General features: G+C 71.3%; 20 protein-coding genes and 1 pseudogene. 8 read left to right on the top strand and 13 right to left on the bottom strand.

The features are described 5' to 3' along the window. Nucleotides 1-27: 27 nt before the first annotated feature. The gene (locus JYK04_RS18730) at nucleotides 28-195 is read left to right on the top strand and encodes a hypothetical protein (protein ID WP_189735378.1); all 168 of its coding nucleotides are present in this window, start codon (nucleotides 28-30) and stop codon (nucleotides 193-195) included. A gap of 54 nt (nucleotides 196-249) precedes the next feature. On the opposite strand, the gene JYK04_RS18725 is transcribed toward JYK04_RS18730, so the two are convergent. After that, complete coding sequence (locus tag JYK04_RS18725) at nucleotides 250-690, bottom strand: DUF6299 family protein (protein WP_208809272.1); 441 nt, start codon at nucleotides 688-690, stop codon at nucleotides 250-252. A 155-nt stretch (nucleotides 691-845) separates the two neighbouring features. On the opposite strand from JYK04_RS18725, the gene JYK04_RS18720 reads away from it, so the two are divergent. Both JYK04_RS18720 and JYK04_RS18715 read left to right on the top strand, forming a co-directional pair. After that, on the top strand, nucleotides 846-1,436 hold the full coding sequence (locus tag JYK04_RS18720; RefSeq protein WP_189735381.1) for a DUF4352 domain-containing protein: 591 nt from the start codon (nucleotides 846-848) through the stop codon (nucleotides 1,434-1,436). Between the two features lie 56 nt (nucleotides 1,437-1,492). Further along, nucleotides 1,493-1,987 carry a DUF5949 family protein gene (locus JYK04_RS18715; protein ID WP_030009737.1) on the top strand — a complete coding sequence of 165 codons (495 nt, stop codon included), beginning with the start codon at nucleotides 1,493-1,495 and terminating at the stop codon, nucleotides 1,985-1,987. A gap of 87 nt (nucleotides 1,988-2,074) precedes the next feature. Here JYK04_RS18715 and JYK04_RS18710 read toward each other — a convergent pair whose 3' ends face one another. Then, nucleotides 2,075-3,328: a cytochrome P450 gene (locus JYK04_RS18710; RefSeq protein WP_189735383.1), complete on the bottom strand. Its 1,254-nt coding sequence runs from the start codon at nucleotides 3,326-3,328 to the stop codon at nucleotides 2,075-2,077. Between the two features lie 138 nt (nucleotides 3,329-3,466). Continuing rightward, on the bottom strand, nucleotides 3,467-4,618 hold the full coding sequence (locus JYK04_RS18705) for a low temperature requirement protein A (protein WP_373317572.1): 1,152 nt from the start codon (nucleotides 4,616-4,618) through the stop codon (nucleotides 3,467-3,469). Between the two features lie 305 nt (nucleotides 4,619-4,923). Here JYK04_RS18705 and JYK04_RS18700 point away from each other — a divergent pair, with 305 nt between their 5' ends. Next, complete coding sequence (locus tag JYK04_RS18700) at nucleotides 4,924-5,136, top strand: hypothetical protein (RefSeq protein ID WP_189735387.1); 213 nt, start codon at nucleotides 4,924-4,926, stop codon at nucleotides 5,134-5,136. A gap of 22 nt (nucleotides 5,137-5,158) precedes the next feature. Here JYK04_RS18700 and mscL read toward each other — a convergent pair whose 3' ends face one another. The 5 genes from mscL to JYK04_RS18675 all read right to left on the bottom strand — a co-directional run bounded on the left by mscL (nucleotide 5,159) and on the right by JYK04_RS18675 (nucleotide 9,583). Beyond that, nucleotides 5,159-5,653, bottom strand: coding sequence for a large conductance mechanosensitive channel protein MscL (gene mscL, locus JYK04_RS18695; protein ID WP_189735390.1), 495 nt, complete (start codon nucleotides 5,651-5,653; stop codon nucleotides 5,159-5,161). 123 nt (nucleotides 5,654-5,776) lie between these two features. Continuing rightward, entirely contained in the window at nucleotides 5,777-6,376 is a 600-nt protein-coding gene (locus JYK04_RS18690) for a hypothetical protein (RefSeq protein WP_189735391.1), read from the bottom strand. A 147-nt stretch (nucleotides 6,377-6,523) separates the two neighbouring features. Further along, the gene (locus JYK04_RS18685) at nucleotides 6,524-7,081 is read right to left on the bottom strand and encodes a carboxymuconolactone decarboxylase family protein (protein WP_189735393.1); all 558 of its coding nucleotides are present in this window, start codon (nucleotides 7,079-7,081) and stop codon (nucleotides 6,524-6,526) included. A 259-nt stretch (nucleotides 7,082-7,340) separates the two neighbouring features. Next, complete coding sequence (locus tag JYK04_RS18680) at nucleotides 7,341-7,835, bottom strand: hypothetical protein (protein ID WP_189735394.1); 495 nt, start codon at nucleotides 7,833-7,835, stop codon at nucleotides 7,341-7,343. Between the two features lie 152 nt (nucleotides 7,836-7,987). Then, nucleotides 7,988-9,583: an alkaline phosphatase family protein gene (locus JYK04_RS18675; protein WP_189735396.1), complete on the bottom strand. Its 1,596-nt coding sequence runs from the start codon at nucleotides 9,581-9,583 to the stop codon at nucleotides 7,988-7,990. A gap of 257 nt (nucleotides 9,584-9,840) precedes the next feature. Between JYK04_RS18675 and JYK04_RS18670 the strand changes: the two are divergent. Further along, nucleotides 9,841-10,153, top strand: a pseudogene (locus tag JYK04_RS18670) (helix-turn-helix domain-containing protein); the annotation flags it as partial. Nucleotides 10,154-10,189: 36 nt separating this feature from the next. Here the strand turns inward: JYK04_RS18670 and JYK04_RS18665 are convergent. The 4 genes from JYK04_RS18665 to JYK04_RS18650 form a co-directional block, all read right to left on the bottom strand. Further along, on the bottom strand, nucleotides 10,190-11,023 hold the full coding sequence (locus JYK04_RS18665; protein ID WP_189735397.1) for an S-methyl-5'-thioadenosine phosphorylase: 834 nt from the start codon (nucleotides 11,021-11,023) through the stop codon (nucleotides 10,190-10,192). 81 nt (nucleotides 11,024-11,104) lie between these two features. After that, a complete protein-coding gene (locus tag JYK04_RS18660) occupies nucleotides 11,105-11,425 on the bottom strand; it encodes an FmdB family zinc ribbon protein (RefSeq protein WP_189735399.1) in 321 nt (106 codons plus the stop codon). 67 nt (nucleotides 11,426-11,492) lie between these two features. Beyond that, nucleotides 11,493-12,887 carry an MFS transporter gene (locus tag JYK04_RS18655; protein WP_189735401.1) on the bottom strand — a complete coding sequence of 465 codons (1,395 nt, stop codon included), beginning with the start codon at nucleotides 12,885-12,887 and terminating at the stop codon, nucleotides 11,493-11,495. A 399-nt stretch (nucleotides 12,888-13,286) separates the two neighbouring features. Further along, nucleotides 13,287-14,810, bottom strand: a complete 1,524-nt coding sequence (locus JYK04_RS18650) for a potassium/proton antiporter (protein ID WP_229875123.1) — start codon at nucleotides 14,808-14,810, stop codon at nucleotides 13,287-13,289. Between the two features lie 215 nt (nucleotides 14,811-15,025). Here JYK04_RS18650 and JYK04_RS18645 point away from each other — a divergent pair, with 215 nt between their 5' ends. Continuing rightward, nucleotides 15,026-17,881, top strand: coding sequence for a penicillin acylase family protein (locus tag JYK04_RS18645; protein WP_189735402.1), 2,856 nt, complete (start codon nucleotides 15,026-15,028; stop codon nucleotides 17,879-17,881). Nucleotides 17,882-17,904: 23 nt separating this feature from the next. Here the strand turns inward: JYK04_RS18645 and JYK04_RS18640 are convergent, their stop codons facing one another. Beyond that, a complete protein-coding gene (locus JYK04_RS18640) occupies nucleotides 17,905-18,519 on the bottom strand; it encodes a 5-formyltetrahydrofolate cyclo-ligase (RefSeq protein WP_229875098.1) in 615 nt (204 codons plus the stop codon). A gap of 95 nt (nucleotides 18,520-18,614) precedes the next feature. Here JYK04_RS18640 and galU point away from each other — a divergent pair, with 95 nt between their 5' ends. Together galU and glp are read left to right on the top strand one after the other, a co-directional pair. Then, complete coding sequence (gene galU, locus JYK04_RS18635; RefSeq protein WP_030386237.1) at nucleotides 18,615-19,517, top strand: UTP--glucose-1-phosphate uridylyltransferase GalU; 903 nt, start codon at nucleotides 18,615-18,617, stop codon at nucleotides 19,515-19,517. A gap of 4 nt (nucleotides 19,518-19,521) precedes the next feature. Then, complete coding sequence (glp, locus tag JYK04_RS18630) at nucleotides 19,522-20,874, top strand: molybdotransferase-like divisome protein Glp (protein ID WP_189735406.1); 1,353 nt, start codon at nucleotides 19,522-19,524, stop codon at nucleotides 20,872-20,874. The last annotated feature ends 9 nt before the right edge of the window (nucleotides 20,875-20,883 follow it).

Genomic DNA, 20,883 nt, shown 5'->3' with positions numbered 1-20,883 from the left:
GATGCGAGCCATGGAACGGATCGTGACGTGCGCGGGCTGACCAAGGCCGCCGTGACGGGCGCCCTGGCCGTGCTCCTGCTGGTGGCCGGGGTACCGGCCGCCGTGGACCGGGCGACGGGGCGGCCGCACGAGGACCTCGCGTGCCGGTCGGTGGCCTTCATGTCGATGACGGGCGTCGCCCCCGACTGCCGGTAGCGGCGGCCCCGGCCCCGGCCCTGATCCCGGGCGCGTGCCGCGGGCTCCCACCGCTCAGTGCTCGCGGACCTCGACGTCGCGCGAGTCCTGGGCGACCGTGTCGACCGACCTCGGCATCAGGCCCGAGAGCCGGACCTCCTGGAGCTCCGCGGTGACCACCGCGCGGCCCGGGTGCACGTTCACGAAGGCGCCCGGGGCGTTGGCCACCCAGCGGCGCTCCTTGCCGTCGCAGACGATCTGCTCCGCGCCGATGCTCACCCGGCTGCCGCCCTCCTGGGCGAGGGTCGCCTTGATCTGCATCGCCCCCATGGGTGACGCCTGCTCGCAGTGGTACGTCCCGGAAAGGGTGACGGCGCCGTCCTTGGCGACGTAGGCGTCACCGTGCACGGAAATCCCTTGATTGAAAACCGTGGCGCCGGCCGGAGCGGCGAATAGCGTGGTGGCGGCCAGTGCGGAGAAGGCCGTGAGGGCCATTCGGTGGGCGGGGATGGGCATTCTTCCTCCAGGTGCTGCGGATGGCGGGATTCCACCGGAACGCATTGTGCTGGCAGGTGGGCGTACGCACTTGCTCCGCGCGCTCGTGTCGTTGTTCGCAATTACCTGCCCGGGCGCGTGAAACTGGCCGCAATACGTCCCCGAAGGGATCTTGCATGCGCCAGCCCGCCCTCCCCCTGCCCGTCCTCGCCCTGCTCCCACTCCTGCTGTTCGGTGCCACCGCCTGCCAGAGCGCCCCGGAGCCGGACGTGCTCGCGCCCGCCGCCGCGCCGGCGGCCGTGGTGGACGACGGGGCGCCGGGCGCGGCGGAGGCCCCCGGACGCCCTGGCGTGAAGGACGCCCGTGTGGGTGGCACAGCCCAGGTGCACGGCAGGCAGATCGGCCGACACCTCCAGGTCGACCTCGGGGCCTTCGTGGACCCGGCGATCAGTGTGGACAAGAACTTCGCACCGCCCGCAGGGAAGCGCTGGGTGGCCGCCTCGATGTCCTTCGTCAACGTGGGGGGCGCCTCGTACGGGGCGCTCGGACGCATGTGGGCGCACGACAGCGCGGGGCAGCGTCACCCGGTGGTGAAGACCGGCGAGCTGACGACCGGCAAACCGATCGTCTTCGATTCCCTGGGGGTCGGTGAGCGGGCCGATGGCTGGGTGGTGTTCGAAATCCCGGAAAGCGCGCGCATTGTGCGGCTCCAGTACCAGGACGCGAACACGCAGGCGAATTCCGGAGAGGGATTCTGGGCCGTCTAGCCCGCCCGGGTGACGGGCCGTGAAATGCTCGGCGGAGAGAGCACTAGGGTGCGCGCATGACTTCTACTCAAGCCGAAATCGACCGGTCCCAGCTCGGCACCCTTTCGGTGCTCGCCTGGATCGGAGACCCCGAAGAGGCGCACGACATCCCGTACCTCCTCGCCTACACCCTCGGCGACGGACCGCAGGGCCGGGAGGCCGGCGAGGCAGCCGCCCGCGGGCTGCTGGAGGAGATCGGCCTGCCCATCGGCGACGTGGTCATGGACGGCACCCTCAAGGCGGCCACCTTCCCGGTGCAGATCCTGCTGGAGGGCAACCAGATCGCGCTCACCCTGCCCGGGATGAACGCGCGCTGCACCGCCCCCGACGAGTGGGTCGCCGCGGCGGACGAGAGCGGGCAGGCCTACTTCCTCTTCGCCACCCGCGCCTGGCCCGAGGCGGTCCCGGGGCAGCCGGTCGCGCCGGAGACCCTGCAGGCCTTCGCGGGCGACGAGTCCGTGCTCACCAGCAGCGCCCACTGCGTGCTCGCCGTGCGGCGCGTACAGCGGTAGCCACAGGCAGGGTGCCGCCACCACCCGCTCCGGCCGCCGGGCCCCCAGCCTGCCCGGTGGCCGGTTCCGCTTCGTCCGGGCCCGTGGTCAGGGCCGTTCGAAGGCGAACCGCAGCGAGCGGACCCGGTTGTCGAAGTTCGACCCCGCCAGGTCCGGCAGGCCCACCGCCCGCAGCCCGACCGGCCGGGTCAGCAGTTCACGGAAGAGGGACTTCATCTCCACCCGGGCCAGGTGCGCGCCCAGGCAGAAGTGCGGGCCGCCGCCGCCGAACCCGAGGTGCGGGTTGGGCGAGCGGGTGATGACGAAGGCGTCCGGGTCGGGGAAGACGGCCTCGTCGCGGTTGGCGGAGGCGTAGTAGAGGACCACCTTGTCTCCCGGCCGGAACACGTGCCCGTCCATGGTGTGCTCGGCCGCCACGGTCCGGCGGAACTGGATGATGGGCGTCGAGTGCCGGATCATCTCGTCGACCGCTCCGTCCGCGTACTTCTCGAAGTCCGAGAGCAGCAGGTCCCGCTGGTCCGGATGGTCGGTCAGCAGGGACAGTCCGTGGGTGATCGCGTTCCGGGTGGTCTCCACCCCGGCGACCATCAACAGGGAGAAGAAGGCGCCGAGCTGGCGGGCCCCGAGGGCCTGGCCGTCGACGTTCGCACAGACCAGCGCCGAGATCAGGTCGTCGGTGGGGTGCTTGCGCCGCTCCCGCCCGATGCCCGCCACCATCCGCTGCATCCGGGCGAGCGCGCGCAGCCCGCGCCCGGGCATCCGCAGCCGGGAGGCCAGGCCCCGCTCCACACCGATGTTCTCGGAGGCGTGGTTGACCCGGTCGGCGATCTCGGCCCGGTAGTGCTCGGGGATGCCCATCATGTTGCAGATGACCTCCAGGGGCAGCCGCGAGGCCACGGCCGAGACGAACTCGTCGGGCCGCTCGGCCAGTACGTCGTCCACGATGCGGGCGGCCACGGCGTGGATGTCCGCCTCGGCGGCCGCCAGCAGGCGGGGCGTGAAGGCGCGTTGCACGATCTTGCGCAGCTGGGCGTGGTCGGGGCCGTCCAGATTGACCATCGAGTCCCCGAACAGGGCCCGCACCCAGCGGGCCGGCTCGGGGGTGGTCACGCCGGGGGCACTGGCGAACACCTTGGGGAGGCGGCTGGCCTCCTGCACCTGGGCGTGGCGGACGAGGGCCCAGTGGCCGCGCCCGGACCCTTCGGGGACGAACACCGGACCGTCGGCCGCACGCAGCCGGGCGAAGGCCGCGAGGCGGTGGGCGGGGGGCTGCTGCCAGAAGCCTGGCTCGGCCAGCTCCCCGCCGGGGTCGGTGCCGTGGCGTTGTGCCGGGAGTGTCATGGCAGGGCCTCCAGTGGGTGCGCGTCGTTCTGCGCTGGAGAACGGCGACGGGTGCGCGGGAGTGACGGTTCGGTGGGATGAGGATGAGGATGAGGATGAGGGTGCGGGGGCGCGTACGGGTGCCGGCGGCCCGGGGAGTCAGACGGCGGCACCGGTGGCCGCGGCGGTCCGCGTGGACAGGGTGAGGCCGACCGCCACCGTCAGCACCCCGACGAGACCCGCCCACAGGACGGCGTACGTACCCGACCAGGTGCAGGCGAGCGTCACGAGGGCGGACACCGGCAGGACCAGCTGCTGGGCGAGGCCGCGCTTGAAGTGGCGGGAGTGCAGCAGCCACACCATCAGCAGGAACAGCGCGGTCGGGACGGTGACGGCGGCGTTCGCGGCGACCTGGGAAATGTGTGCCTTGCCCACCGCGTGCTCGACCGCGACCTCGATGCCGGCGCCGATCGCCGCGCCCGAGAGGAAGATCAGCAGGTGTCCGTAACCCCACCGGATGGCCTCGCGGTTGGAGTTCAGGTGCTCGTGCATCGGCACGGCGAAGTAGATCCACCACGCGGCGAAGACGATCAGCAGCCCGCCCGCGGCGATGGGCAGCAGCTGGTCCAGCGCCTCGTGCTCGTCGATCGCGGACTTGACCGCCACCGTGGCCGCGGCGATCGTCTCGCCGAGCACGATGATGGTGAACAGGCCGTACCGCTCCACGATGTGGTGCGCGTGCCAGGGCGTCTGGTGCCCGCGCTCGGCGATCACCGGAACCCCCAGCTCGGCGACGAGCAGGACGAGGAACAGCCAGCGCTTCAGGTCGTCCGGGACGAACAGCAGGCCGATCCAGCCCAGCTGGCAGATCACCAGTCCGGCCGCGTACTTCAGCGCCGACGCCCGGGCCTCGCCCTGCTCCCCGGAGGCCGCCCGCAGCCACTGCGCCGTCAGGGCGACGCGCATGATGATGTAGCCGGTGACCGCGACCGCCCAGTCGTTGTCGTCGAAGGCCCGGCTCACCCCGGCCGCGTACACGAGCACACCGGCGATCTGCACGAGCGTCGCGATGCGGTACGGGACGTCGTCCACGTCGTACGCCGAGGCGAACCAGGTGAAGTTCATCCAGGCCCACCACACGCCGAAGAAGACGAAGAAGTAGCCGACCACCCCGGCGCCGGGATGGCCCTCCGCGAGCGAGTGCACCAGTCGCGCGCCGGCCTGGGCGATGGCGACGACGAAGCAGAGGTCGAAGAACAGCTCCAGCGGAGTGGCGGCACGGTGGAGTTCGTCGGGGCTGCGAGCGGTCATGGGGGAGTAGGCCATACCGGCCAGGAGACCAGAGGCGGGAGCCTCCGGCAGGGCGGACGCGCGGCCCGCGCGGCCCCTGTGCCCCGGGCGGATGCGAGGCGCGCTCCGCGGCCCCGCAACGGTCACGGGCGGAGGCGGGCGCCGTGATCGGCCCCTCATCGGCTTCCGTGCCACGTGCCCGGCGGTGTGCCGGTGATCCGGCGCCCGTCTCACAGCCGGGGCGCCCGGCCGGACCGGGCCGGGGGACAGGGCGGGGGCCGGGGCGGTGCAGCGGGCGGGGCCGCGGGCGGCCGTACCCTGGAGGTATGAGCAGCGCCCCCGACCCCGACCCGCAGGCCCCGCGTACCGCCCCCGAGGCCGACAAGCCGCGGCCGAAGCCCAGGCTGGTCTTCGACGACCCGCTGGACCAGCAGTCCTCGGACGACACCGACCGCGGCTGGGGCGAGCGGCCGCCCGCCGGCGGAAGCGCGGCCGACCTGGCCCGCTTCCTCGACGAGAAGCCCCCGCACCACGTCTGACCGCCCCAGGCGGCCGGAGAGGTCAGAAACCGTTGCGTGAACCGGTGGGGGACGTGCCGCCACCGCCGCGCTGTGCGACCAGAGCGTCCCGGATCTCCTTCAGGAGCTCCAGCTCGGTGATCTCGACGACCTCCTGGACACCTTCCTTCGCCTTGCGCCGGGCCTCCTGCTTGGCCAGGTACTTCGACATCGGCAGCACCATCAGGAAGTACACGACCGCGGCGGTGATGACGAAGGTCAGCGTCGCGTTCAGCACCGAGCCCCAGAGGATCTCCACACCCGTCGGCTGGCCGTCCTTGCCGATGGCGCAAGGAGCCTTGAGGCAGGACTTGTAGCCGTCCAGGCTCTTGGTGCCGACCGCGCCCACCACCGGGCTGATGATCCCCTTGACCACCGAGTTCACGATGTTCGTGAACGCGGCGCCGATGACCACGGCCACCGCCAGGTCGACCACGTTGCCGCGCATCAGGAAGGCCTTGAAGCCTGCCAGCACGCTCTCCTTCTTCTTCTCGCTCACGACTGAGCCTCTCTTCACATCTACCGAACACGGAGCCAACGGTTCCGAAAGCTACGGCAGTCCGGGCGCGGCGTGTCCAATCGGCCCCCACCTTGAGGTGAATTGACTGACCGGGTGTGCGAATCAGCACAACGTCACCGCCAGTCGCGTCGTGGCACCCGCACCCACGAGGCCCCGCGCCGTGTCCCGCGGGACGGACAGCACCACCAGCGCCCCGCCGTCCGCAACACCCTTGTCCGCATCGGGAACTTCGGCGACCAGCGCCCCCGCGGCCACCACCCTCGGCGGCCCGGTGCGCTCCGCCGCGACCACGTCCACCCGGTCCCCGGGACGCAGCAGCCGCACCGTCGCCGCGTCAGCGATGCGCACGGGCGCCGACACCATCCGCACCGCGACGGGTGGCGCCGCACGCTGAGCGGCCCGCGCCTCGGGCCGCGCGGCGCTCCGCGAGGCCTGCGCCTCCGTTCCGCCCACCGCCACGGCCGCCGCCACGAAGGCCAGCGCGGCCGACGCGGCCCGCCGGCGTCGTCGCACGGCCCGGCGCAGCCGGTCCCCGCCCCGCCCCACGCGAAGCGGCGGGAACGGCGGGACCGGGCGCGCGGGGGGACACGCGGAGGACGTCGCGCAGGGGGCGGGAGCGAGGGCGGCAGCACGGGGAGCGGAGGAGGCGGAGGAGGCGGAGGAGGCGGAGCAGACCGAAGGGGCCGCGGAAGTACGGGACATGACGAACACCACCAGACCGAGTGAGTTGATGTGCCCGGACCCGGCGCCCGGACACATCCCACGATCCGGCCTCCCGGGAAATCCCGCCGGAGCCTGTGGACGATCCCCAGCCTGTGGACAACCCCGTCACCCGCACGAGTCAGAGGGTCACCGCCCGGCCGGGACCTGGCAGGCCTCCGCGAAGCCCTGACTGGTCAGGCCGAAGGCGCTGTTGACGCGCGAGCGCCAGTTCTCCAGCGCGACCATCGCGGTGAGCTCGACGAACGCCGCCTCGCCGAGCCGCGCGACGAGTTCCCGCGCGAGCTCGTCCGTGACCGCCGGCTCGGTCTCCGTCATGGCCTCGGCGTACTCCATGACCAGCAGTTCCAGCTCGGTGAACACCTCAGGCGCCTCCCGCCACCGCGGCACCCGCTCGATCTTCTCCGCCGGCACGCCCAGCTCGTGGCCCTCCCAGTAACCGAAGTCCATGCACCACGAGCAGTTGATGCGGGCCGCCGCCGCCATCACGGCGAGATGCTTCAGCCCGGCGTCGAGCGCGTTCCACTTCGCCACGCTCTGCTCCAGCCGGACGTAGGAGAGGAGCACGCGCGCGTTGTGCCCGTAGGCCTGCCCGGGGTCGAGCACCTTGCCGTAGGTACGGCGCGAGTACCAGGCCCCGATGCGCATGAGCAGGGTGCGGGGCGGGGTGAGCGAGATACGCGGCATGACAGTCATCTCCGTGGCCGGGGCGGTCTTCGTTTCCGCCGTCACCAGGGAGGACCGGACAGCCGCGCCGAATGTGACAGCCGCCGGCCGGCTTCTAGGCCGTCTCTTCCGGATCTTGCCGGGCCCGCGACGCCCGGCACCGCACCTGGCCGCGTTGTCGGGGCACCCGAGTACGTCGAGTACACGGCGCGCCCCTCCGCCTTGCCATGTACGGCACCGGACGCCGCGGGCTCGGCCGACAAGATCCGAAAGAGACGGCCTAGGCGCCTTCCCCGCCGGGCGCCGCGGGCGCGGTTCCGAGCGCGGCCAGGAGCCGGTCCGTGAGGTCCTCCGCGAAGGCCTCGGAGCCGGTGAGGACGGCCCGCACCCCATCCGGGTCGGCGGTCAGCCCGCCGGCGGCCGCCCAGTCGAGGGCGCCCGCCAGGGCCGCCTCGACGGGGAACCGGTCGACGGGTATCTCGTAGTCCTCGGCCGTGTCCCGGTTGAGCAGCGCCTTCCAGCGGCCCCCGGCGAAGGTGGCGCCCTCGACGAAGCCGACGTCACTGTCGAGGTAGGCCACTGTCAGCACCGGCGCCCCGGTCCGCCGCGCCAGCGCCGCCGCGGCGCCGTCCGGCGGGTCGGCGCAGTACACGACCGACCAACCGCCACCCAGGTCCGCGTCGGCGTCGACGTCCTCGAAGCCGGCCTCCGCCGCGAACTCACGCAGTTCCGCCACCGTGGCGCGCGCCACGGCCATCCCACCCGAATTTCCCATGCGCGCAGGATAAGAGCTGTCCCGTAACCACGGACCTTCCCCTGTCGCCGTGCCCGATCGTGAACCGCCCCATGACGCTGTCGGTCCAGGCCGCGAACGGCATGGCTCGGGACTGCCCGTCGACGGCATCGCGGGCCGGTGTTCAGCCTGCCTCAGGTGTGCGGGGTCTGCGGTACCTGGGTGGGTGGCACCAGGCGGGGGAAGTGGATGGCGAGGAAGTCACGCATGATCTGCAGGGCCTGTTCCGGGGGGACCTCGGCCTTGGGATCGTCAGGAAGTCCCTCGATGCGGATGTTGTGATGGTCCGCGAAGCCGCGGATCCCTTCGAAGGCTGCCTTGCCCAGGGTGGAGAGGGTCCTGCCCAGGAGCAGGGCGTCCTCGACGTACTGGGGCACGGGACGCGGGGCCGGCGAGGGCCAGGTGTGCGGGTCTCGCGGGGTCTCGAGGGCGAAGGCGTGGGTGACGGTCCGGGCGGCGGCGTCGCGCGCGGTGAACGGGGCGCCGAGGTCCCACTGCTCGCGCAGGGTCGCGATCAGCGAGGTGTGGCGGTGTTCCTCGTTGAACACCGCGCCTGCGGCCACCCACGGGGAGACCACGACGGCCGGGACCCGGTAGCCCGAGCGGTCGAACGTGAACCCGAGCTGTCCGGCCGGAGCGGACGGGTCGGGCGGCGGCACCGGGCCGGGTGGGACGTGGTCGTAGGTGCCGCCGGGTTCGTCCCAGCCGATCAGCAGGGATGTGTTCCACACGTTCGACCCGCTCGGCGACCGCATCGCCCTGTAGGCGTTGTAGATCCGGGCAAGGAACGCCTCGCCACCCAGGATCGAGGACGGCGGGTCGACGTCGGGGATCACGACCCCGTGGCCGAGGACACGCGAGAACGCCGGGTGGTAGTCCCCGTGCCCAAGCACCAGGCACGGCTCGATGAACGAGAAGTCGGGCAGGTCGCCGTTGCCGGCGTCCGTCTCGAACTGGGAGAACGGCACGAAGTGCGTGTCGAAGTGGTCCTTGAGCCGCGGGTAGTGGATCAGGCCGGTGATGGAGAACCGGTCCGGCTCGCCGACGTACACCTTCCACGTCCGGCCGTGCTGCTCGAGCCGGTTGAAGATCGTCTCGGCATCGTTCTTGAGTACCCAGTTCTCGACCGGCGAGTTCACCACGAACCCCGACGCCGTCGCCGCGGTCCAGAACGACCGGTTGGTGAACGTCTGCGACGGCACCTCGCTGAACCAGTGGTCGAACACCCCGAAGGCGCGCGCCAAGCCGCTCAGCACGGGGATCTGTTCCGGGGTGAACCCGGTCATCACCTGCGCGTACTCGCCGTAGGTGGGCTGGCGGCCCAGTTCGCCGGTCAGGGTGCTGATGTAGTCGGTGACGAAGCCGTCCATCGTGGGTGCCCGACCGGGCTCGGGCGCGTTGTGCGGCGCCGAGATATCCTCGCCGAGCTTGAAGCGGTTGTGCTCGCCGAGGATGTTGAAGAGCTGCGTGTTGGTGTGCGCATACTCCTCCCCCGTATCGGGATTAGGGCTGTCCATGTCCGCTGCCACCGTGTACGGCACCACCTTGCGGTCGGCGCCGTGCTCGGCCCATGCCGGGATCGGATTCGTGAGGTCCCTGCCGGTCACTCCCTCGAACGTCTTGCCGTCCTGCGGCCCGTACAGCCGGCCGAGCACGTTGTCCAACGACCGGTTCTCGAATACGACGAGCACCACGTGGTCGAGCGCGTGGTCCCTGCTCTGACTCGCCATCCTGACCTCAGATCCCGACAGGCCGGCTGTTCGCCCGTGGCCGCACCGCTTTCTGCATTCAGGCGACGGCGACAACAGCCGTCGGCGGCCGAGCTCCCGACTGCCGACGCTCCGGCGAAGTCGGTGCACCGCCACTTCGCGGCCCGACCACTCACTCATTGGGCCCGGCCTCACCTTCCAGCGTGCCTCCACTCGGATGCAGGCGCACGCTGCCGACCCGGTCTGCGGCACCCGCACCAAGATCGAAAGAACGCACTGATCCGGTCCGCAAGGGCCGGCCGCGGAGCCTTCCGCCGCAGGACCGGGCACCGCTGGTCGCGATGTACCGACGCACGAACCTGACCATGCGTCGGCTCGCGCCTCTGTTGGGGGTGTCGAAGTCGGCGGTGGACCGGATCACCGACCACCTCGGGCCGGTGCTCGCTCTCCAGCCCCCAAGCGCTTCGCCGAGGACACCGTGCTCATCGTGGACGGCACCCTGGTCCCCGCCCGGGATCGCACCATCGCCGAGCGGTCGAAGGCTACTGGTGCTCCACCAGCCACCAGGTCGCCATCGACGCTGACACCCGCCACCGGCAACCCGGCGGGGCGTCCCCAGGGGACCCGTTACGGGAGTTCGATGCCCAGGTCCCACCCGTCGTGCGCGTGCGTGCACAGGCAGTCCCGGGTCTCCGTGGCCGGCAGGGCGGCCACCGCGTCGAAGAGGACCTCGCGCAGCCGCCCGACGTTCTCGCCGAACACCTTCAGGACCTCGGTGTGGGAGACGCCCTCGCCGGTCTCCGCGCCCGCGTCCAGGTCCGTGACCAGGGCCATCGAGGTGTAGCAGAGCCCCAGCTCACGCGCGAGGACCGCCTCCGGGTGGCCGGTCATGCCGACCACCGACCAGCCCGCCGCCGCGTGCCACCGCGACTCGGCGCGCGTCGAGAAGCGCGGTCCCTCGATGACGACCATGGTGCCGCCGTCCACCGGCTCCCAGTCCCGCCCGCGGGCCGCGGCCAGCGCCACGGACCGGCCCACCGGGCAGTACGGGTCGGCGAAGGTGGTGTGCACGACGTTCGGAACGGATCCGTCCGGCAGCGGCTCACCGTCGAAGAAGGTCTGGGCGCGGGCCTTCGTACGGTCGACCAGCTGGTCGGGAACGAGCAGCGTGCCCGGCCCGTACTCGGCCCGCAGACCGCCGACCGCGCACGGGCCCAGGACCTGGCGGACGCCGACCGAGCGCAGGGCCCACAGATTGGCCCGGTAGTTGATCTTGTGCGGCGGGACGGTGTGGCTGCGCCCGTGCCGGGGCAGGAAGGCCACCTGGCGCCCGGCCAGCTCGCCCACGTAAAGCGAGTCGCTCGGGGGTCCGTACGGGGTCTCCACCTGGATCTCGGAGACGTCCTCCAGGAAGGAGTAGAAGCCCGAGCCGCCGATGACACCGATCTCTGCGTTCACCATGCGGTCCACCCTAAGGCCCTGCCGTGGGCATGCCGAAGGCCCCGCTGCCGACAGGGGCGGCGGGGCCTCGGGGAGAAGCGATCAGGCGGCCGACGTGGAGCTGCTGCTCGACGAGCTCGACGACGTCGAGGAGGACGAGGCGGCGGGAGCGGCGGCAGCGGTCGACGTCGAGGACGACGAGGAGCTGGACGACGGCTTCGAGGCAGGAGTGCTGCTCGACGACGCGCCACGGCTGTCGTTCCGGTAGAAACCGGAGCCCTTGAAGACGATGCCGACCGCGGAGAACACCTTCTTCAGGCGTCCGTCGCAGCTCGGGCACACGGTCAGTGCGTCATCGGTGAACTTCTGCACGGCCTCAAGGCCCTCACCGCACTCGGTGCACTGGTACTGGTAGGTCGGCACGAATTTCCTCCTGGCACTCTGACTCAATGAGTGCTAACGACGCTCCATGGTGACGTATTCCGGCGGATCAGTCCACCGTCACCGGCACGCGGTGACCCATCCCACGCTCGTTCACCCGGTTACGGGAGGCCGGCGAGGGGGTGGTGGGGGCGGCCGCCGGGGCCTTCGCCTGGGTCTTCGCCTGTGCCTCGGCCGGGGCCGCGGGCACGTCCTCCTGCGCGGAGGCGTTCACGATCCGGCTCGGGGCCTTCGGGGCGAGCTTCGCGCGCAGCGCCAGCAGGGTGGCCAGCGCGAGCGCGGTGGCGCCCATGGGCACCAGGAAGCCGAACGAGGATCCGTGCGCGTCCGTCAGGCGGCCGGCCAGGATGACGGCGATGGCCTGACCGAAGGCGATCGAGCCGGTCAGCCAGGTGAAGGCCTCGGTCCGCGCGTTCGCGGGGACCAGCTGCTCGACCATCGTGTAGCCGGTGATCAGCGCCGGGGCGATGAACAGGCCGACGACCAGGCCGAGCGCGCCCAGCAGGATCATCGAGTTCGCCGCCCACAGGACGGAGGCGGCGGCGGTGAGGCCGATGTAGCCCAGGATCAGTCGGCGGCGCGGACCGATCTTCCAGGCGATGGCGCCCATGGCGATGCCGGCGATCATGTTGCCCGCGGCGAAGACTCCGTAGAGCAGGCCGTTGGCGCCGGGGTTGCCCATCTCGCTGGAGAAGGCGGCGAGCGAGACCTGCATGCCGCCGAAGACGGCGCCGATCCCGAGGAAGGCGAAGATCAGGACGCGCAGGCCGGGGAAGGACAGCGCGAAGGCGCGCTTCTCGCCGGTGACCGACGGGGCGTGCGTCTTGGGCTGGCTGGCCCGCTGGGCCGCGAAGAGCAGGCCGCCGAGCAGGGTCAGGGTGGCCTCGGTGACCAGGCCGGCCGCCGGGTGGACGCCGGTGCACAGCGCGGTCGCCAGGACCGGGCCGACGACGAAGGTGAACTCGTCGGTGACGGACTCGAAGGCGGCGGCCGTCGGCAGCAGCGGGGAGCCCTCCAGCTTGGCGGCCCAGCGCGCCCGGACCATCGGGCCGACCTGCGGCACCGTGGCGCCGGCGGGTACGGCTGCCGCGGCCAGCGCGAGGACCGGCGCGTCCAGCAGTGCCAGCGCGGCCAGGCCGATGACGGCGGCGGAGTGCGCGAGGACCACGGGCAGCAGGACGGCGGTCTGGCCGAAGCGGTCGGTGAAGATGCCCATCAGCGGGGCGGACAGTGCCATGGAGATACCGGTGACGGCGGCGACGATGCCGGCGCTGCCGTAGGAACCGGTGGTGTGCTGGACCAGCAGCAGGATGCTGATCGTCAGCATGCCGAAGGGGAGTCGTGCTGCGAAGCCGGGGAGTACGAAGCCGAGGGCGCCGGGAGTGCGCAGGAGCTGCCCGTAGCCGGGGCGGGCGGACGTGTCGGTCGTGACCGCGGATGTCACGGCCTTGCCTTTCCGCTGCCTGGTAGAGCGTCCCCGTCTGCGGACGGTGCTCCGCCTTGTGAGCGGCCGCACCCGTACATGTGGGAGCCCCGAGAGCTGTCCTCTTGCGCAGAACCGAGTGATACCTGGGCGCCCACGTCGGGGTGGTGCCACGGCCGCTTTGCGGTCGCGCCAGCTCTGCGTCAGGCAGAGTTGGTTCGATCTGGTGTGCCTTCATCGTACAGGGAAAGCCACTACCACGCCCTGTGAATTCGGCGACAAGGGGCGTCTTCACCTGGGATTAACGGCCGCTTCGCATGTAAAGAGCCCGGAAAATCAGACAAAAGCGGTCATAGTTCGGCGAATTCGGCGAATTAGAACGGCGCTCTAAATGCTCTCCGAGCGCGCTCCGGCGGCGCTCTAGCGCGAGACGGGTCCGCCCGTGCCCAGCCACCCCGCGAGCTTGCCGCCCCGGGCCACCGCCCGCAGCCGTGCCTCCGCCGCGTCCCGCACCGGGTCCGTGGCCACCACCAGCAGCTCGTCCCCGTGCCGCAGCACGGTCGACGGCGCCGGTACGAAGCTCTTCGCGTCCCGGACCACCAGCGTGACCGAGGCCCCCGGCGGCAGCCGCAGCTCGCTCACCTCCACGCCGTGCATCCGCGAGGCCGGCGGGATGGAGAAGGAGAGCAGGTGCCCGCGCAGCTTCTCCAGCGGCGCCGACTCGATCCCGAGGTCGAGGGCGCCCTCGTCCCCGCTTCCCAGGTTCAGCTTGCGCGCGAGCCAGGGCAGGGTCGGACCCTGCACCAGGGTGTAGACGACGACCAGCACGAAGACGATGTTGAAGACGCGGTCGCTGCCCTCGATCCCGGACACCATCGGGATGGTCGCCAGGATGATGGGCACGGCCCCGCGCAGGCCCGCCCACGACATCAGCACCTGCTCCTGCCAGGAGATCCGGAAGGGCAGCAGGCTGATGAAGACCTCCAGGGGGCGCGCCACCATCGTCAGCACCAGCCCGATGACCACGGCGGGCCAGAAGTCGCGGACCAGCTCGTGCGGGGTGACCAGCAGGCCCAGCAGCACGAACATGCCGATCTGGGCGATCCAGCCGAGCCCGTCGGCGAAGCCCCGGGTGGCGGGCCAGTGCGGGAGCTTCGCGTTCCCGAGCACCATCGCCGCCAGGTACACCGCCAGGAAGCCGGAGCCGTGCGCGATCGCGCCGGCCGCGTACGCCACGATGGCGATGGCCATCACGGCGATCGGGTACAGGCCGGAGGCGGGCAGCGCCACGTGCCGCAGCCCGTACGCGCCCAGGAAGCCCACGGTCAGGCCGATCGCGGCGCCGATGGCCAGCTCCAGGGCGATCTTGCCGATCAGGACGTACCACTCGTCCACCGGGCCGACGGTCGAGAAGGCCACCACCAGGATGACGACGGGTGCGTCGTTGAAACCGGACTCGGCCTCCAGGACGCCGGTGATCCGGGCGGGCAGCGGCACCTTGCGCAGCACCGAGAAGACGGCCGCCGCGTCGGTCGAGGAGACGACCGCGCCGATCAGCAGGGCCTGGCGCCATTCCAGTCCGACCAGGTAATGCGCTCCCGCCGCCGTCACGCCCACGCTGACCGCTACGCCCACCAGTGACAGCATGACCGCGGCCGGCAGGGCCGGCTTGATCTCTTTCCACTTGGTGCCCAGACCACCCTCGGCGAGGATCACGACGAGCGCGGCATAACCGATGACCTGGGTCAGCTCGGCATTGTCGAATGCGACGTCACCGATGCCGTCCTGGCCTATGGCGATGCCTATGCCGAGGTAGATGAGCAGGCTGGGGAGGCCGCTGCGTGAAGAGATGCGTACCGCCGCCACGGCGACGAGCAGCACGAGCGAGCAGACCAGCAGAAGCTCATTGAGCGTGTGGACAGTCAGCGGGCGGCCCTCCTCAATGCGCCCGGCGGATCGATCCTCCCGGCGACAAGTTCGGCAAGTAGTTCGTTACCTTACCTAATCTTTGACGCGCCCTTTACGCGATAACCACATTGTGAAACGCCTGTTCCCCCCTGTCCTCAGCACCTCGACCCCTGGCGGATCAACGAAGGCGGTCCTACGCCTATGGTTGCTCCCAGTACTCCCAGGACCACCCTGCCCCTCTAAGGACAGCGATGCCCGCCAACGAAACCGCTCCTCCCGTCAAGAAGAAGGGACGACGCGCCCGTCTGATCGTGCTCGTCCTGGTCCTGGCGCTCTTCGCGGGCCTCGGCTACGGGGCGTACTGGAGCGTGGACAGCGTGCGCGCCTCCTTCCCCCAGACGACCGGCTCCCTGAAGGTGCCGGGCCTGACCGGGACCGTCGAGGTCAAGCGCGACGCCCACGGCATTCCGCAGCTCTACGCGGACAACGACGACGACCTCTTCCGCGCGCAGGGCTTCGTGCACGCGCAGGACCGGTTCTGGGAGATGGACGTACGACGTCACATGACGTCCGGCCGGCTCTCCGAGATGTTCGGCTCCGGCCAGGTCGAGGCCGACGCCTTCCTGCGCACGCTGGGCTGGCGCCAGGTCGCGCAGGAGGAGTTCGACAAGAAGCTCTCGCCGGAGACCAAGAAGTACCTCCAGGCCTACGCCGACGGGGTCAACGCGTACCTGAAGGGGAAGTCCGGCAAGGACCTCTCCGTCGAGCACGCCGCGCTCAAGCTCAGCGACGACTACAAGCCCGAGCAGTGGTCGCCGGTGGACTCGGTGGCCTGGCTCAAGGCGATGGCGTGGGACCTGCGCGGCAACATGCAGGACGAGATCGACCGCGCGCTGATGGCGACCAAGCTCTCGCAGGCGCAGATCGACGAGCTCTACCCGCCGTACCCCTTCGAACGGAACAAGCCGATAGTCGAGGGCGGCAAGGTCGACGGCGGGAAGTACACCCCGCAGGGCGGCGCCGCGGGCAGCGGCTCGGGCACCGGCACCGGGACCGGCTCGGGCAACGGCTCCGCCGGCGCCAACACCGTCGGAACCCAGACCGTCACGACCCCGGCCAACGGCCTGGCCGACAACGCCGCCGCCCAGGGCGCGACCGTGGGCCTGCGCACCCAGCTGGCCTCGCTCGCCGACACCCTGGACGAGATCCCCGCGATCCTCGGCCCCAACGGCAGCGGCATCGGCTCGAACTCGTGGGTCGTCTCCGGCAAGTACACGACCACCGGCAAGCCGCTGCTCGCGAACGACCCGCACCTGTCCCCGCAGCTGCCCTCGGTCTGGTACCAGATGGGCCTGCACTGCCGTACGGTCTCGGCCCAGTGCCAGTACGACGTGGCCGGCTACACCTTCTCCGGGATGCCCGGCGTGGTCATAGGCCACAACACCGACATCGCCTGGGGCATGACCAACCTCGGTGCCGACGTCACCGACCTCTACCTGGAGCAGGTCAAGCCCGAGGGCTACGTCTACGACGGCAGGGTGGTCCCCTTCGCCACCCGTGAAGAGGTCATCAAGGTCGCGGGCGGCGACAGCAAGAAGATCACCGTCCGCACCACGAACAACGGCCCGCTCGTCTCCGACCGCAGCGAGCAGCTCGGCACGGTCGGCACCCGCGCCCCCGTCGCCAGCTCCGCCCCCGACCGCGGCGACGGCTACGCCGTCGCCCTGCGCTGGACGGCGCTGGACCCGGGCAAGTCCATGGACGCGATCTTCAAGCTCGACAAGGCCAAGACCTTCGAGGACTTCCGCAAGGCGGCCGCCGACTTCGAGGTCCCGTCGCAGAACCTGATCTATGCCGACAACAAGGGCGCCAACGGCAACATCGGCTACCAGGCCCCGGGCCGCATCCCGGTGCGCGGCCAGCACGACGGCCGGATGCCCGCCCCGGGCTGGGACTCCAAGTACGCCTGGAAGGGCGGCAAGGACAGCAACGCCGGCTACATCCCGCAGAACGAGATGCCCTGGGACTACAACCCGTCCCGCGGCTACATCGTGACCGCCAACCAGGCCGTCGTGGAGAGCGGGACCGGCGCGGGCAAGTACCCGTACCTGCTGACCACCGACTGGGGCTACGGCGCCCGCAGCCAGCGGATCAACGACCTCATCGAGGCGAAGATCAAGGACGGCGGCCGGATCTCGACCGACGACATGCGCACCATGCAGATGGACAACAGCAGCGAGATCGCCGCGCTGCTGACCCCGATGCTGGCGAAGATAGAGGTCTCGGACCCGGGCGTGCGCGCCGCGCAGAAGCTGCTGGACGGCTGGAACTACACGCAGGAGCCCGACTCGGCGGCCGCGGCCTACTTCAATGCGGTCTGGCGCCACATCCTCAAGCTGTCCTTCGGCGACAAGATGCCCAAGGAGCTGCGGATCGAGGGCAGCTGCATGAGTGTCGTCGGCAACGGCACCGGCCCGGCCGACGACCTCGCCAAGACGGTCCGCGAATGCGGCACCCGCGGCTCCGACTCGGCGCAGCCCGACGGCGGCGACCGCTGGTTCGAGGTGGTCCGCCGCCTGGTCAAGGACGAGAAGTCGCCGTGGTGGAGCTCGCCGCGGACCGTGACCCAGCCGGCGGCCACCACCCGCGACGAGCTGTTCGCCCGGGCCATGCGCGACGCCCGCTGGGAGCTGACCGCCAAGCTCGGCAAGGACCAGTCCACCTGGAGCTGGGGCCGCCTGCACCAGCTGACGCTGAAGAACCAGACGATCGGCACCGAGGGCCCCGGCTTCATGCAGTGGCTCCTCAACCGCGGCCCGTGGGACGTGGGCGGCGGCGAGGCCACGGTCAACGCGACCGGCTGGAACGCCTCCAGCGGGTACGGGGTCACGTGGGTGCCCTCGATGCGGATGGTCGTGAACCTCAACGACCTCGACAAGTCGCGCTGGATCAACCTGACGGGCGCCTCGGGGCACGCGTACAACGCGCACTACACGGACCAGACGACGATGTGGGCCAAGGGCGAGCTGCTGGAGTGGCCCTTCGGCAAGGACGCCGTCGAGAAGGCCACGGTCGACACCCTGACCCTCAAGCCCGAGGGCTCGTAAGGGCCGGGGCGCGGCTCAGGCCGTCATGGACTGAAGCGGTGCACCCCTGACGGGGTCGCCACCGCTTGCACGGGGTGGTCGTGCGGTTCCTCCGGGACCCGCGCGACCACCTCGTCGTCGTAGAGGAGCACGACCAGCGCGGGATGCGCCCCGGCGCGCTCCAGCCGCTCCAGCACCCGGTCGTAACTGCCCCCGCCGCGGCCGAGGCGCATGCCGCGGCCGTCCACCGCGAGCCCGGGCAGCAGTACGGCGTCGGCCCCGGTGACCGCGTCCGGCCCGAGCGCGGGGCCGGTCGGCTCCAGCAGCCGCATCTTGCCCGGGTGGGCGGCCTCGGCGAGTGAGGCCGGGCCCTCGTACGCCGCCCAGTCGAGGTCGTTGTCGGGCAGCAGCAGGGGGAGCAGCACCCGCTTGCCGGCCGCGCGCAGGGCGTCGAGGAGCTCCCGGGTGCCGGGTTCGGTGCCGATCGACACGTACGCCGCCACCGTGTGGGCACCGGCCAGTTCGGGCAGCTCGAAGGAGCTGACGGCGAGTGCGGCGGCCGCCGTGCGGCGGTTCTCGGGGGACAAGGCACGGCGCGCGGCGAGCAGTTCTCGGCGCAGTTCGGCCTTGGCGGAGGCGGTGGGCGGGTTCTCTGCCACGAGGAAATCAAATATCCTTCCGAATCGGGGCATACCTGTATCTACGTGCTGCGATCTCGTCCGGTGTTCGACGGAAGACCACTATCGTTCGGGGCATGACTATGTTGCACCCCGTGATCAAGAAGGCCGTGATTCCGGCCGCTGGCCTCGGCACCCGCTTCCTTCCGGCGACCAAGGCGACCCCGAAGGAAATGCTCCCGGTTGTGGACAAGCCGGCCATCCAGTACGTGGTCGAGGAGGCCGTCGGAGCCGGGCTCGACGACGTGCTCATGATCACTGGGCGTAACAAGCGTGCCCTGGAAGACCACTTCGACCGGAACTACGAGCTGGAGTCGGCCCTCATCGCCAAGGGCGACGACGACCGCCTGAAGAAGGTCCAGGAGTCCAGCGACCTGGCGACCATGCACTACGTCCGCCAGGGCGACCCGCGGGGCCTCGGCCACGCGGTGCTGTGCGCCGAGCCGCACGTCGGCCGCGAGCCCTTCGCCGTCCTGCTCGGCGACGACCTCATCGACCCGCGCGACCCGCTGCTGCGCCAGATGGCGGACATCTACGCCCGCACCGGCGGCACCGTCATCGCGCTCATGGAGGTCGACCCGGCCAACGTCCACCTCTACGGCTGCGCCGCCGTCGAGGCCACGGACGAGGAGGACGTGGTCCGCATCACCGGCCTCGTCGAGAAGCCGGACCCCCAGGACGCCCCCAGCAACTACGCGGTCATCGGCCGCTACGTCCTCAACCCCGCGATCTTCGACATACTGCGGGAGACCGAGCCGGGCCGCGGTGGGGAGATCCAGCTCACCGACGCCCTGCAGAAGCTGGCCGCCGACGAGACCGTCGGTGGCCCGGTGCACGGCGTGGTCTTCCGGGGCCGTCGCTACGACACCGGGGACCGCGGCGACTACCTGCGGGCCATCGTCCGCCTCGCGTGCGAGCGCGAGGACCTGGGCCCCGAGTTCCGCACCTGGCTTCACCGTTACGTCACGGAGGAGATGTAGCACCTTGAGCAGTTCCGCACCGCAGGACACCGGCCACCGTCTGTGGTCCGTGGACGAGCACCTCGCGGACGTCCTCTCGGCCGTCCGGCCGTTGGAGCCCATCGAGCTCCAACTGCTGGACGCCCAGGGCTGTGTCCTGGTCGAGGACGTGACCGTGCCCGTCGCCCTCCCGCCCTTCGACAACAGCTCCATGGACGGCTACGCCGTCCGAACGGCCGACGTCCAGGGTGCGAGCGAGGAGTTTCCCGCGGTGCTCACCGTCGTCGGGGACGTGGCGGCGGGCAGCGGTGAGCTGCCCACCGTCGGCCCCGGCGAGGCTGCCCGGATCATGACCGGTGCCCCGCTGCCGCCCGGCGCGGAAGCCGTCGTACCGGTCGAGTGGACCGACGGCGGCACGGGCGGCGGCGCGGCCGCCGGGATGACCCCGGCCAGCGCCGCCCCCGAGCAGGCGGGCGGAGAGGTACGCGTGCACCGCGCCGCCGAGGCACGGGCGCACGTCCGCGCGCGCGGCAGCGACGTACAGGCCGGTGACCTGGCCCTCGCGGCCGGCACCGTCCTCGGGCCGCCGCAGATCGCCCTGCTGGCCGCCATCGGGCGCGGCACCGTACGGGTGCGGCCGCGCCCCCGCGTGGTGGTCCTGTCCACCGGCAGCGAGCTGGTCCAGCCCGGCGAGGCGCTCACGGCGGGCACCATCTACGACTCCAACAGCTTCGCGCTGGCCGCAGCCGCGCGGGACGCCGGCGCCATCGCCTACCGGGTCGGCGCCGTCGCGGACGACGCCGACACCCTGCGCGCCACCATCGAGGACCAGCTGATCCGGGCCGACCTGCTGGTCACCACGGGCGGGGTCAGCGTCGGCGCGTACGACGTCGTCAAGGAGGCGCTGTCCTCGGTCGGGCACTCCACCGGGGGCACGGACGGCGAGGACGTCGACGGCGGCCGGATGGACTTCCGCAAGCTCGCCATGCAGCCCGGCAAGCCGCAGGGCTTCGGCACGATCGGCCCGGACCACACCCCGCTGCTGGCGCTGCCCGGCAACCCGGTGTCCTCGTACGTCTCCTTCGAGCTGTTCGTGCGCCCCGCGATCCGCGCCCTCATGGGGCTGCCGGAGTCCGAGGTCCGGCGGCCGAGCGTGCGGGCGGTGCTGAGAGCCGACAAGGCGCTCGGCTCCCCGGCCGGCCGCCGCCAGTTCCTGCGCGGCACGTACGACCCCGAGAGCGGCACGGTCAGCCCGGTCGGCGGATCGGGCTCCCACCTGATCGCCGCACTGGCGCACGCCGACTCCCTGATGGTCGTACCGGAGGACGTCACCTCGGTGGAGCCGGGGACCGAGCTGGAAGTGATCCTGCTCGGCTGAAGTCGGGCC

This window comes from Streptomyces nojiriensis (assembly GCF_017639205.1).
Taxonomy (GTDB): domain Bacteria; phylum Actinomycetota; class Actinomycetes; order Streptomycetales; family Streptomycetaceae; genus Streptomyces; species Streptomyces nojiriensis.
The sequence above is the reverse complement of the archived record's forward strand: the minus strand, read 5'-3'. Positions and strand labels throughout refer to the sequence as shown.